Annotated in this window: 11 protein-coding genes and 1 tRNA gene; 2 read left to right on the top strand and 10 right to left on the bottom strand. The window is 55.4% G+C overall.

The annotated features are described in order from the left end of the window. The first annotated feature begins 25 nt into the window (after positions 1 to 25). Entirely contained in the window at positions 26 to 520 is a 495-nt protein-coding gene (locus WEB54_RS10650; protein WP_368055514.1) for a MarR family winged helix-turn-helix transcriptional regulator, read from the top strand. Between the two features lie 92 nt (positions 521 to 612). Here the strand turns inward: WEB54_RS10650 and WEB54_RS10645 are convergent, their stop codons facing one another. The 9 genes from WEB54_RS10645 to WEB54_RS10605 all read right to left on the bottom strand — a co-directional run bounded on the left by WEB54_RS10645 (position 613) and on the right by WEB54_RS10605 (position 9290). Then, entirely contained in the window at positions 613 to 1044 is a 432-nt protein-coding gene (locus WEB54_RS10645) for a hypothetical protein (protein WP_368055512.1), read from the bottom strand. A gap of 74 nt (positions 1045 to 1118) precedes the next feature. Then, positions 1119 to 2261 (bottom strand): helix-turn-helix domain-containing protein, encoded by a 1143-nt coding sequence (locus tag WEB54_RS10640; RefSeq protein ID WP_368055511.1) that lies wholly within the window; start codon positions 2259 to 2261, stop codon positions 1119 to 1121. Continuing rightward, positions 2258 to 2863 (bottom strand): hypothetical protein, encoded by a 606-nt coding sequence (locus WEB54_RS10635; RefSeq protein ID WP_368055509.1) that lies wholly within the window; start codon positions 2861 to 2863, stop codon positions 2258 to 2260. Before WEB54_RS10635 ends, WEB54_RS10640 begins: the two co-directional genes overlap by 4 nt. Before the next feature lie 232 nt (positions 2864 to 3095). Beyond that, a tRNA-Ile gene (locus tag WEB54_RS10630) sits at positions 3096 to 3172 on the bottom strand. 333 nt (positions 3173 to 3505) lie between these two features. After that, positions 3506 to 3907 carry an OsmC family protein gene (locus tag WEB54_RS10625; protein WP_368055507.1) on the bottom strand — a complete coding sequence of 134 codons (402 nt, stop codon included), beginning with the start codon at positions 3905 to 3907 and terminating at the stop codon, positions 3506 to 3508. Between the two features lie 64 nt (positions 3908 to 3971). Further along, positions 3972 to 4592, bottom strand: coding sequence for a TetR/AcrR family transcriptional regulator (locus WEB54_RS10620; protein WP_368055505.1), 621 nt, complete (start codon positions 4590 to 4592; stop codon positions 3972 to 3974). Between the two features lie 59 nt (positions 4593 to 4651). Continuing rightward, complete coding sequence (locus WEB54_RS10615) at positions 4652 to 6040, bottom strand: hypothetical protein (RefSeq protein ID WP_368055503.1); 1389 nt, start codon at positions 6038 to 6040, stop codon at positions 4652 to 4654. Continuing rightward, on the bottom strand, positions 6037 to 6861 hold the full coding sequence (locus WEB54_RS10610) for an outer membrane lipoprotein-sorting protein (protein ID WP_368055501.1): 825 nt from the start codon (positions 6859 to 6861) through the stop codon (positions 6037 to 6039). The genes WEB54_RS10615 and WEB54_RS10610 overlap by 4 nt, the downstream gene beginning before the upstream one ends. Further along, on the bottom strand, positions 6858 to 9290 hold the full coding sequence (locus WEB54_RS10605) for an RND family transporter (protein WP_368055499.1): 2433 nt from the start codon (positions 9288 to 9290) through the stop codon (positions 6858 to 6860). Before WEB54_RS10605 ends, WEB54_RS10610 begins: the two co-directional genes overlap by 4 nt. A 203-nt stretch (positions 9291 to 9493) precedes the next feature. Between WEB54_RS10605 and ptsP the strand changes: the two genes are divergently transcribed. Continuing rightward, positions 9494 to 11752 carry a phosphoenolpyruvate--protein phosphotransferase gene (ptsP, locus tag WEB54_RS10600; protein ID WP_368053872.1) on the top strand — a complete coding sequence of 753 codons (2259 nt, stop codon included), beginning with the start codon at positions 9494 to 9496 and terminating at the stop codon, positions 11750 to 11752. A 197-nt stretch (positions 11753 to 11949) separates the two neighbouring features. Here ptsP and WEB54_RS10595 read toward each other — a convergent pair whose 3' ends face one another. Continuing rightward, positions 11950 to 12429 (bottom strand): phosphatidylglycerophosphatase A, encoded by a 480-nt coding sequence (locus tag WEB54_RS10595; protein WP_368055497.1) that lies wholly within the window; start codon positions 12427 to 12429, stop codon positions 11950 to 11952. Positions 12430 to 12454: the final 25 nt, after the last annotated feature.

The following is a 12454-nucleotide window of genomic DNA, read 5'->3' as shown; positions in this document are numbered from 1 at the left end:
TAACCAAAGCCAAGAGCTTACATTAATGAATAAACATCAGGAACCAACCAAGAACAGCGTCTGGAGACACTGGCACCATGACGTACCCAACGATCGAATGGCACATTTGGTTAGAGATACCAGCAGGCTTCTAGCGCGAAGCTTGCAAGCTCGACTTACTAACTATGATGTAAGCTTCGGTCACTGGGCCTTTCTTCGTATTTTGTGGGTTAAAGATGGCATAACACAGGCAAAGTTGAGTGAAGAAGCTGGCTTGATGGTTCCAACAACTTTTGCTGCCTTAAAAGCAATGGAAAAGAAGGGGTACATCTACAGAAGAAAGAAAGCGGATAACAAGCAGAAGGTATTTATATACCTTACACCTGAAGGAAAGGCCTTAAAAAATGTACTTACCCCGTTGGGAGAAGAAGTAAATTCACTAGCCTTGGATGGTTTGTCAAGCGAACACAAAGACATTGTCAGGGCTGCACTTCTGCATATGATTGAGAATTTGGCTGAGGACCCTATATTTAATGAGTGAATACTTCAAGCAGAATGAAGCAATGGTTATCAATGCTTGCTGTCTCCCTTGGGGTGCTGACAATAAGTGTAGCAAGTATGTTGGAATATACGTTAGAACCTCACAGGGACATAAGAGGTAATATTGAACTGAAGCCAATTCGTATTTGCAAGCTCCCTTAATCCCTCTTGTTTAACGTTGTCGTTATCATCTATTGATCGTAGGGTTACGATCAGAAAGATAGGAATTCCATCTTGAGGAGCTTCTTCATTTGCCCTAAGGCTTGCTGAGGCTTGAAGTGCCCAATTTTGACCAATAACGCCGTTAGGAAATCGCTTCCCATGAACTTTTACAGGGGTCCATTTACCACCAAATTCAATTTGTTTCTTTTCATACCCTGAACGCCCTTTTTCTGACTCCATCGGAACCTTGCCTTTCATCCTATCGCCATTAAGAACACCGAAGCTAACATCAACATTCGCTCTTACATATTCACTACCAAAATCCGCATCTAATGGTGGAGCGTAGGCCGCAGTAATAATCACCTCGCCTCAAAATTTTCCTTCATGCCTCAAAGATGGAGGTATTGGAAATGGCGCTTTTCTCCACCTATAAGCCCCTAGTTATGTGGTCTCGAGTGCTTATACGCAGCAATGCTTGTTATATTCTCGGGCAAGCTCTCCTCTGCCAAAAGAGGAAGTAATGAGCTTTCCGTTTGGGTCAGGTTTGCCAAAAATTCCGCTTTCATCCCTAGCTCATTTAACAGGCCGCCAAACGTTTTTCCGTAGAACTGAAGCAACAACGTTAAGCTAGATGGCAACAATTCAGGTAAATCGAGAGGAACTTTATCGTCATAAAATTCCTCTTTAGTTTGTCCGGTTTTGCTGAAATGGATGTTGGCTGTTCGATATTGCGAGGGGGTAATTAGACCATATTGGTTAAGCCTATAAACAACCGCTCTGGCACTGATTCCCCATTTTACCTTTATCGAGTATATAGCGTTCCAGTCTATCCGTGTTTTGCTTCTGCTAGTGTATTCACGGATTAGAGCGGCGCGAGGAAGTAAGAAATGGCTGGCAAAGTGGTCTGCCTGTGATTCCGTCTCTCTATCACCTGTCTCAATGCCGTCATGCCCGATTATGTGTAGCATCTCGTGGCCAATATCCATCCTTAGCCGCGGCGAATTCTTTGTTGTGTTAAGAATAATTATCGGACGACCTCTGTTTAAGGAGAGCGCGTCAATTTTCTCTGATACGTCCCCAAATGTTGAAACAATCGCACCTGCATTTTCCGCAACGCGGATCATGTTCTTAATTGGGCCGTCGCCAAGTTTCCAGTACTTCCTGCACTCAATGCTAGCTGCTTCGGAGTCAGCAAGAGAAGATATTTCCATTTGAGGGAAGATTACAGGCGGTAGCTCAAGGTAAGCTTCCAGTGTTTCAATCAGCTTGTTCATGAGGGTTGCGCGAGCTGCACTTTCTCTGCGTGATGAAACCAACGTTGTTTTGAGTTTCCTGAAGTGGCATTCCTCTTCTTTGACTTGGTTTCCAAGCGGGTAGCAGAAGAAATTCGGATCAACCCCTAGTTCATACGCTAGCGCCTCAACCAAGTCTTTGGTTGGTATTTTCTTATCAGTAGTTTCAAGCTGATGAATGTACTGCCGAGTCGTGCCTACACGCTCGCCAAGTTCATTCAGAGAAATGCCCGACATAAGCCGGGCAATTCTTAAGTTGTCGCCGTTAAAGTTAATTCTTTCAGTCATTCGTCGTGCTCTTCTGAATCAGATGTTTTGTCTTTTCTGATTTTTGGCAGCGAAGGAGATGCGGCCGGAAGTTCTACCGGTTCGCTTTCGGTGTTGTTAACGTCAACCAGGTTGGCTGTCACATCGAAGATCGGCACAGTACGAGAGGCTATTACTTCTCCGGATCCGCTCATTCCGAAAAACTCAATGTTAGTTGTAATGCCTTCGAGGTCAGTTTCCACCGCATATACCCATACGAGCTTCTCCGGAATAGGGAGATCGAACAACAGCGTTTGACGGAGCTCGGGGTATGATTGAGCGCGAGTAATAATGTTCTTCTTAGGCTTCTCCGCCATCCCTTTGTAAAAGCTAAACTCAACATCCCCGATCTTCGAAATGAATCGGAGCGATGGGTCAACAACACTTAACCAGGGAACATCTTCTTCCTGTTGCAAAATTTCGCTGCAAACCCAAGCATGAGCCCTACAGCCGATACTCCAACCATTGTCGCGCTCTTCGACAGCATCTAAATTCTCAGCCCTCACGCGAGCTATGAGCTGGCCGACATAATCAATGCGTTCGTTGGTGAGGCAGGCGTGTATTTCTGAGGGGCTCTTGGTCATACGGCGGTACTCGTTCGTGGCAGTGTGGTTGCTGCCATGATATGGGCGTAAACAATGTTTTGTCAACCTGATTCTGATTTGTAAATCAGCAGCACCTTTGTCAACTTGGCCTGCTGTGCAAGTCCTGAAGTTCATCCCGGATATACTGTAGAAGTAAGCGCATGTAAGCGGGTACAAGAGCGCTGCATTCGAAAATAAAAAAGCCCCAGACCGCGTGGTGTGGGGCTTTGTGTGGTGGGCCTTGCTGGACTTGAACCAGCGACCAATCGATTATGAGTCGAGTGCTCTAACCAACTGAGCTAAAGGCCCGAAACTGTTTTTGCCGCTTACATAGCTGTTACATTGGCTTTTTGGCAGTGTCGCTTACATGTGGTAAGCGGCTATATTTGCTCTGCTTTATCGCTCCGCACCGCCGTCAGCGCATTCTATTATGAGTCGGATGCTCTAACCAACTGAGCTAAGGGCCCCGCTGAACGCACCGGGCGGTGTGTTCGAACAGAGCCCGCATTATACCGGCCAAATGGGCCAAGTCTACCCAGGCCTTTGATTTTTCTACAGTTTTGCCGGTACTTGGGGCTATTCGGTGGCCAATGGAGCCGCTATGAGCATTGGCCGACGATTTGAACCCTGTGTGTCGGGTCTTCAGCGAAACTGAGTCTCAACCGACAATGCAAGCCCCGCTTTCAGGGTATTGGCGGCGATGCAACCGCGCTCGGCCATCGTCACCAGTTTGGGCAAGCTCTCAACACTCGCAGAACCGGTAACAATCATCTCAATGCGGTCATAGGCCGGTGGGGTGCCGGCAATGTTGCCAGTGATGCGGACATCAATCTCGCCCAGTTCTACTTCGCGCGCTTGGGCGGCAGCAACCAGGTTGGACATGAAACAGCCGCCCAGGGCGGCCAGCAGGGCTTCCCCGCCCATGGGGCCGGCATTTTCTCCGCCCTTTTCAGTTGGGCGATCCATCACGATACGGTGGTCTCGAATGTGGGCTTCGCTGGCTGTTGTGCCCTTTCGGTTCAGGGTTATCGTCATTTCAGGCATGGTCGGTACTCCGCTGGTGTTTGCTTCAGTTTAGGATGGTTTTCCATCTGACGGTAGCCCCGGTTTACGTGGCAGGGTCACCTTCCGAGGGCCGCAGCGCCCGGTCGAGCAGGGTGCCGATGAAATCGGCCAGGTCGTCGAAATAATCGTCGTCCATGGGTTTTTGCCGGACGGCTTCCAGAATTGGCTGCAGCAACAAAGGCGCTACCAGCAGACTTTGCAGCATCAGCCGGGCTTGTTCGGGACGGTGAATTTTGCCATCGGGAAGCGTCTGGTCGAGCTGCTGTTCGACCTGAAGAATCAGCGGTCGCAACACGCTGTCTATCAGCCATTGGCGCTGGGCATCTGGCGCGTAGAGTGCATTTTTGATCACCAGATGGATCAATTCGCGCGGTGCGAAGCGGTAAAAGTATTTGAAGACATCAACAAAGGAGGTTGCCGGAAACTGTTTCAGGTTCTCCAGCACATGGCTCTTGACCGGGCCCAGATAGCTGAGCAACACGGCGCGGTACAGACCACTTTTGTCGCCAAAATAATAGGCGATCATCGCGGAGTTGACGCCGGCGCGCTCGGCGATGCGCCGGATCGACACCCGTTGGTATTCCTGGTGCAGAAACAGGTGGCGTCCGGCCTCTAGCAGGCGGTCGTAGGCACCGGTGTCTTTCTCCGATGAAGGTGTCTGCATGGGTGCTCCCCGTCTTTGAGGGCCAGGAGTGTAGGCCAGAAACCATACCGCAGAGCCGCTTAGAATAGCCACTCCAGTTGCCAGAACAGTCGGTCACTGTCGTCTGCGGCCTGCAATTGCGCTGCATCGCCGGCGCGGTAGCCAACCCAGCCCAGCCGGGTGCGCCATTGGTCGCTGATGTCCCAGTCGGCCGCCAGCCGCATCGCCTGCCCGCCGTCGGCCAGGCCGCCAAATCCGAGTACCGCGCCGCTCAAAGTGAGCCGCTCCCGCAGGGTGCTGTGTTCTGCGCCGATGGCCCAGCGGTGGCTGAACTCCTCACCCAGGTTGGTGGCCATATCGGGCTGGTAGTCGGGCAGGTAATCCGTGCGGTATTCAATCAATAACCGGCTGTTTGCCGGCAGTGTCACGTCGACCCCCAGCGCCCAGGAAAGTCGCTGGGTAGTGTTCTCCGCGCCGCTGTTGCGCACCGCCTGCCCATCTTGCTGGCTCACGCTAACCGGAGCCCAGGTCAGGCCGTCTTCAGCGGCGATTTCGGCTTTGATCACGGCGCTGTTGAACGGCACGCTCAGCCCTGCGCCAATGGTCGTTAGTCGCTCGTAGTGGCGTTCGACCTGGTCCGGTGCGAACATCAGGTGACCGGTGGGGTTGTAGCCACGCCAGACGAACGCGGCAAGATCGGCCCCCTGCCAGAGGCCGCTTAGACGCACACCGCCGGCATGGGCGCTTGGGTCTTCCCAGCCATGGTCGGGCGCCCGGTCTGCGGTCTCGGCGGGTAGCGGATAATAGTCGCTGCCATAAACCGGCAATTCGGCCATTCGGTTTTCATGCGCGACCATACCCTGCAGCGTCCAGTTGCCGAGGTACCACCGGGCTTCGGTCAGCCAGCGAGACAGCCGTGCTTCGTCGGCATCGTACAAACCCGGCTGCGCCATGCGCGGCGGGTTAACCGGTTCGAGCACTGACAGTGCATCGTTAAAACCCCAGGTTTGCACCTGCCGGCCGCTGCTCAGTGCCCAGCCGGATGTGCGGTACGCCAGGCGGGCCTCGCGTAGTTCCAGCCGGGTTTCCCGCTGGTTGCGATAGGGGGGTTTCCAGCCGGTGTCGGGCCGCAGGTCAAACACCCAGTCCTGGTTCAGTTCGGCATCCAATACCGCATCGAAACGGCTGGTTGGGCGCCACTCCACCTGGGTGCGCCAGGCCGTGGCCAGGCTGGCCAGACCACGGTGATCCGTCTGGCTCAAACCCGGTTCGGGCTGCGCCGTGGTCACCTGGCCACGCTGAATAAAACGGTGGGCCAGGTAGACCGTGCTGGCCGCTGAGGGCTTGGCCGATACGATGTCTTCGAAACCGCTGTCGAAGGCGTCGTCAAAGGGGTCGTCTTCAGCCACGGCGTTCGTGGCAACGGCCAGGCTGGTGGCCGCTGTCATCAGCAGTGTTTTTGCCTTCATAGCCCCTGCTCCAATCGCTGCACGGTGAATTCGGATTCGGACAGGCCGGGGGCCAGATCGATGTTGCTGAACGTCAATTGCGTGCGATGTACGGTCTGGCCGCCCTCCTGGCTGACCACCTGCAGTACCTTGGGCAGCCAGTAACCGTCGCGCTGCTCCCATTCCGGTATGTTCATCAGTTTGCGTTCATTGCCACCCGCCAGATGGTGAATAGCGCGGACCACCTGATGGTTGCTCTGCTGCACATAAACCACCGAATCGGTATAGCCGGTGCGATCAGTCACCCCGGGGTTGGCCGCTGTGGCGCGTACCAGCCAGACCGGTTCGTCACCGACGTTGTCTTCACGCAACAGCTCGTAGGTCCAGTCGTCGAGATTGTGCGATGCCATGTCGGCGTAGGAGAGATCCGATCCCATAAAGCGACTGCTCTGGTCGCTGCCGGCAATGCGTTTGGATTTGTTCATACTGGGCAAAAAGAGCCACTGGTCGTCGCTGCGTTGCGGGTCGTTGTAATCGACCGACAGAAAACCGGTGCCACGCACGTCGGACGGTTCCAGAAAAAACAGCAGGTTGCGTTCGCTGTCGTCGAAGGTTTGGCTTCGCGACTGCAAGCGGCGTACGCGCTGATTGCCGTTGCGATCAATCAGCGTCATGGTCATCTCGGCGGCCATGACATCGGGCGTGGGCTGGGCATCGACGTCAGTCATGATCTGAAGACCGGTCTCGGCCTGGGCACGGTTGCCGGTTAGCGCCCACATGGCGCCCAGAATAACGATACCAGTGGTCAGGCGAGCGGATAGTTTTAACGATTCCTGTTTCATTGAGCAGTCTCCCGGGTCAGTAATGGGGCGTACCAGCGCAACAGCACTGGCGTAAGGGTAAAGTTCGACAACACCGCCAGCAGAAAAGCGGTTCCGCTCAGGAAGCCAAAGTTGAAAATACTGGCGACATCGCTGAACAAAAAGACGTAGAAACCGGCGGTTAACACAATCGCCGTGGTCATCAGCGCCCGGCCGGCGTTGTCGAAGGCGGTCTCAACGGCGGCGCGTGCGTCCGGGTTTTTGGCTAGCGCGGTGCGGAAGTGGTGAGCGAAATGCACGGTGTTGTCGACCGTGATGCCGATGGCAACCGTTGCCACCAGCATGGTGAACAGATCCAGCGGGATGCCGAACGTTTGCATCAGGCCCATTACCACGATGATGGGTGCCAGGTTTGGCAGCATGGCAACGACACCCAGCCCAACCGAGCGCAACAGCGCCATCATCATCAAGGTGATCGCCACGGCGGCGAGGCCGTAACTCCAGGCGGTGGTGGTGACCACTTCGTCCAGAGTGTCGCTGAGCAGGGGCAACAAACCGGCAACATGCACATCGGCCCAGTCGCCCAGCGCGCTGCCCAGTTGGGCTTCGGTCACCTCGATGAAATCCTGGTATTGCAAAATGTCCGCCCAGGGCATGATCAGCGTTACCTTCATCTGGCTGTAGTCGGAATTGACCAGCCGACCAAGCTCATCCGCCCCGCTGTTTTCAAACAGCACCAGCTCTTCGGCGAGCAGGTTGGCGTTCGATGGAATACGGTAAAAGTCGACGTCGCCATCGTTCAGGGCCTGATGCGTGCCCTTGATGATGTCGAGCAGCGAATTGATATGGCCGATGCGCACGCCGCCCGGGGAGCCGGCTTTCAGGGCCGTAAGTTCCGCGTCCAGACGTTGCAGCAACTCGGGGTTCTTGATGCCGTTTTGTGCGCCGGTATCGATGATGACTTCCATGTTGATGGTGCCGCTTAACTGGTCGTCGATGGTGTCGGTGGCCGTGCGAATCGGCAGGTCTGCCGGCATCCAGTTCAGCGGGTCGAACGAGAAACGCAGCTGTACGGCCAGCGCCAGCGCGACCATCACCGCCAGAAGCCAGGCACAAGCCAGCCAGGCGCCCCGCCTCCAGGACAGGTCGGCAAAGAAGCGCAGCAGCCCCAGCGCCCGGTCCCGGTGCTGCACCGGGCGCGGCGCGGACAGCGGCCAGATCGCCATCAGCGCCGGAATCATCAGCACCGTCAGCACGAAAGCCAGCATCACGCCGAGAGCGGCCAACAGGCCGAGATTGGCGATGGGAATCAGGTCGCCACTGGCCAGGGTCGCCAGACCCACTGCCGTGGTCAGCGAAGTCAGAAAAATGGGCAGTGCCGTTAACCGAATGGCCTGGCGCATCGCCTGATACCGGTCCACGCCGTCGTTATAGGCTTTGAAGAAATGGGACAGAACATGCACCGCATCGCCAACCGTAATCGCCAGCAAAAAGGAGGGCACCAGAATCAGCGGCATCTGCACTTTCTGGCCAGCCAGCGACAGCGTTGCAAAGCTCGCGATGATGGCCAGTAGCACGGCCGACAAGGGCATCACCACGGCGGACACCCGCCGGAAAAACGCCACCAGGACGACGATGATCAGCGCCACCGTCAAGCTGATGAAGGTCTGCATCTCGCTTTTCATAGTGGCTTCCAATTGCTGGTTCACCACCGGCATACCGGCGGCGACCGTCTCCAGCCCCTCGGTGGCCGCCAACTCGGTTTCCAGCGCCCGAATCAGTTCATGGGTTTTCTCGATGGGCAGAAAGCGCTCACCTTCCCCGGTCGGGTCGTTGTTTTCAGCCTGAGGCCCCGCCGTGAAATCTCCGCCAAAGGCATCATCGAAGGCCGTGGCATCGTCAGTCACCGCAGTCGGATCAAAATCGTAAGTGTAGGGTTCGACCACCAGAGTGGTGAAGTTGCGCGCGGCATTAATGACCAGGCCTTCGAGCATGGGCGTGGCGGCGATGCGTCGCTCGATGACGTCTCTGTCCAGCGTGCCGACCGGCATCGGAATCAGGTCGTCGACCAGCAGGCCGTCTTCCGTGCCTTCCTGGTAGGGGGCGTTGATCAGGCTGTTAACCCGGCGCACCCAGGGGACGGACTGCTCGATGCGCCGGTGCAGGTCGGCGAGCTCAGTCAGGCTGGTATCGCTGAGTACATCCTGCGCTGCGACTCCGACGACGATAACATCGTTGCGGCCGTAGGTTTCCTTGACCGCGTTATAGGCCTGGCGCGCGGGCTTGCTCTCGTCGATAAAGTGCTCAAGATCAGTGTCGATCTGCAGATGGCGCAGCTGGCTGCCCAGCGCCAGCATGACCAGCGCGATCGCGCCCAGCAGCCAGATCGGGTGGCGCATCACCCCGTCGGTATAGCGCTCCAGCCAGTGTGTTGCGGGGCCAGGCTTCATGATGTTATTTCCCTGTTAATCAATCGATTAAACCTTAGCGCGGGACCCGGCCGGAATGCGAAGAAATGTGTTCATCAAACGCCATGAAATGATCAACACCAACCTGGGCCACCGAAACAAGGACCAGTGGTGCTAAACCCAAAAACCAGCGACAATAGCGCCTGCTGAACACTTCTATTGCACCGCTTGGTAACAGGACATCCATGCTCAACCCGCTGATTACTGCCAAACGCATCCTGATGTCGGCCGCACAAGCGACGGACAGTGCGTCTCTGATGCGCCTGATTGTGGATCGCATTCGCACCGCCTTGAGCGTTGATGTGTGCAGCTTGTATGTCATGGATGAACAGGGTGAACTGGTTCTGACCGCGACACTGGGTTTGTCGGAAGAGTCGATCGGTACCACGCGCATGGCCCCCGGCCAGGGCCTGGTCGGTACCATTGCCCAGCGTCAGCACCCGCTGAACCTCGACAACGCCGAACATCACCCGCGATTTCGCTATTTTGAACAGACCGGAGAAGAGAATTTTCAGGGCTTTCTGGGTGTGCCGATCATTCACCTCGGCCAGACCCTGGGTGTACTGGTGGTTCAAGTACAGGAAACCCGTCGTTTTACCGAGGAAGAAGAAGCCTTTCTGATCACCATGGCCGCGCATATGGCCGGAAGCCTCGCGGGTAACTTGAAAAAAGCCACGCGCCCGATCGTGACCGACGATCACATGCCGGTGATCCGGTTTCAGGGCATCAAGGGTGCCCCTGGCATTCAGATTGCGACGGCCTGGCTGGTCAAAGACGATGTACGGCTGGACGACATTCCCGAACGGGATGGCGCCAGTATTGAATTCGAACAGAGCCGCATCGCCGAAGCCATGGCCGACACCCGGGACGAACTCGATACCGGCCTCGACCAGCTCGGCAGCAACACCAACGACACTCTGAATTCCCTGCTCGACGTTTATAAATTACTGCTGCAAAGCCCCGAACTGAAACAGGCCATTGCCGCGGAAATTCAGTTGGGAGTTAGTGCTAGCACTGCGCTAAAACGAGCTATGCTGAAGCAGATCGCGGTGTTCGAAGCCATGGACGACCCCTATTTAAAAGCCCGGTCTGAAGACTTACGGGTATTGGGGGTACGCGTTTACCGGCATTTGCATGAAGAACTCAATGAACGCATGCAACCGGAGCACCCGGTTATATTAGTGGGCCGGGAGATCAACATCTCCCATTTCACTCGCATCGATCACGATAAACTGGCGGGCATTGTTAGCCTGGAAGGATCGGCGTTGTCGCACACGGCTGTGCTCGCTAATGCGCTTGGTATTCCCGCTGTGGTGGGCATTGGCGATGAAGACCTGACCAGCCTGGACAAGACCGAGATCATCATCGACGGTTACCGTGGTCTGGTCATCGGTCATCCTCCGGTGGCCTTGCTAAACGAGTTCCAGCGCATGGCACGTCAGGAAAAAGCACTGCAAGCTGATTTATCGCATTTAAAATCCCTGCCTGCGGAAAGCAAAGACGGGCAGCGTGTTCGGCTGTATACCAATACAGGCCTGCTGGCAGACATTACGCCGGGTCTGGAGCGAGGCGCCGAAGGCATCGGTCTGTACCGCTCTGAAATTCCTTTTATGGCGCACAACACCTTTCCGACCGAAGAAGAACAGGTGCGTATTTACCGGGGCGTGCTCAGCGCCTATTCACCAAAACCGGTGGTGATGCGCACCCTCGATATCGGCGGCGACAAGGCCCTGCCCTACTTCCCGATCAAAGAGCAGAACCCCTTTCTCGGTTGGCGCGGTGTGCGCTTCACGCTCGATTATCGCAACATTCTGCTCGACCAGATTCGCGCTATGCTGATTGCGAATATCGATAACGACAACCTGCAACTGTTGATCCCGATGCTCAGTCGCGAAGACGAGCTGGAGCGCTTTCACGCCATTGTCGATGAGGCTATTGCCCAGTTAAAGGAAGAAGGTTACCCGGTCAGCAAGCCGCCAGTGGGAATCATGGTTGAAGTACCGGCTGTGCTCTGGTTGCTGCCGCGCCTGCGTGACACCATCGATTTCGTGTCGATCGGCTCCAACGATCTTACCCAGTATCTGTTGGCGGTTGACCGCAACAACCCCAAGGTAGCCTCGCTGTACAGCCACCTGCACCCGGCGGTGATCAGCGCCTTGCGCGGACTCGTGCGGGAATGCAAGCGGCTGAATCTGCCCGTCAGTATTTGCGGGGAAATGGCGACCGACCCGGTCGCGGTGGTTCTGCTGCTGGGCATGGGGGTAAGAACACTCAGCCTCTCGGCCTTCCACCTGCCGCGCATCAAGTGGCTGATTCGCTACCTGCACATCAGCGACTGCGTCAGCCTGCTCGACCGCGCCCAGACCTGCCGCACCGAGCAAGACCTGCGCGACATGGTCAACGCTCATATTAAAGAGTTGGGGTTGGGGGCTTTGATTCAATAAAAGTTTGAAGGGACGAGGGACATTGAAAGACGCGGAACATTAAGTGACACAACACATGAACTGACGTAAAACAAAAGGTGACGCAAAACACGTAAAGACGCTTGGAGCGTTCCTTCATGTTTAGCGTCTTTTAATGTTTCGCGTCACTTCATGTACTGCGTCTTTCAATGTTCTACGTCAGTTCATATCCTACGTCATTAAATCAGCAACCAAACCAATCCATGTAATATCACGCCCGCAAAAATACCGGCGATAACATCATCGATCATAATGCCCACTCCGCCGCCAACGCGATTGTCCAGCCAGCCGATTGGCCAGGGTTTAATGATGTCGAATATCCGGAACAGAACAAAACCCAAAACCACCGTCCACAGACTGATCGGGACGGCGATCATGGTGATCCACAAGCCAACGAATTCATCCCAGACAATGCCACCGTGATCGTGCACGCCCATATCGCGGGAAACCCGGTCGCACAGGTAACAGCCGAGCACAAACGATACAACAATAACCGCCAGATAGAGCCACAGTGGTAACAGGGACAGCAGCAGGAACAGCGGAATCGCGGCCAGGGTTCCAAAGGTGCCCGGCGCTTTTGGCGCGGCGCCACTGCCCAGGCCAAAGGCCAGAAAATGCGTCCAGTGGTTGTGCCAGCGGCGTGCACTCGGTTCAATCATTCGTTACATCCTGTTGAATCACGGT

Source organism: Saccharospirillum sp. (assembly GCF_040881935.1).
Classification (GTDB): Bacteria; Pseudomonadota; Gammaproteobacteria; order Pseudomonadales; family Natronospirillaceae; genus Saccharospirillum.
This window is presented reverse-complemented; position numbering and strand designations above follow the sequence as displayed.

Coding starts and splice junctions, on each gene's coding strand:
- WEB54_RS10610 (WP_368055501.1), bottom strand. CDS start 6,861: ATGAAACAGGAATCGTTAAAACTATCCGCTCGCCTGACCACTGGTATC.
- WEB54_RS10635 (WP_368055509.1), bottom strand. CDS start 2,863: ATGACCAAGAGCCCCTCAGAAATACACGCCTGCCTCACCAACGAACGC.
- WEB54_RS10620 (WP_368055505.1), bottom strand. CDS start 4,592: ATGCAGACACCTTCATCGGAGAAAGACACCGGTGCCTACGACCGCCTG.
- ptsP (WP_368053872.1), top strand. CDS start 9,494: ATGCTCAACCCGCTGATTACTGCCAAACGCATCCTGATGTCGGCCGCA.
- WEB54_RS10605 (WP_368055499.1), bottom strand. CDS start 9,290: ATGAAGCCTGGCCCCGCAACACACTGGCTGGAGCGCTATACCGACGGG.
- WEB54_RS10595 (WP_368055497.1), bottom strand. CDS start 12,429: ATGATTGAACCGAGTGCACGCCGCTGGCACAACCACTGGACGCATTTT.
- WEB54_RS10615 (WP_368055503.1), bottom strand. CDS start 6,040: ATGAAGGCAAAAACACTGCTGATGACAGCGGCCACCAGCCTGGCCGTT.
- WEB54_RS10650 (WP_368055514.1), top strand. CDS start 26: ATGAATAAACATCAGGAACCAACCAAGAACAGCGTCTGGAGACACTGG.
- WEB54_RS10640 (WP_368055511.1), bottom strand. CDS start 2,261: ATGACTGAAAGAATTAACTTTAACGGCGACAACTTAAGAATTGCCCGG.
- WEB54_RS10625 (WP_368055507.1), bottom strand. CDS start 3,907: ATGCCTGAAATGACGATAACCCTGAACCGAAAGGGCACAACAGCCAGC.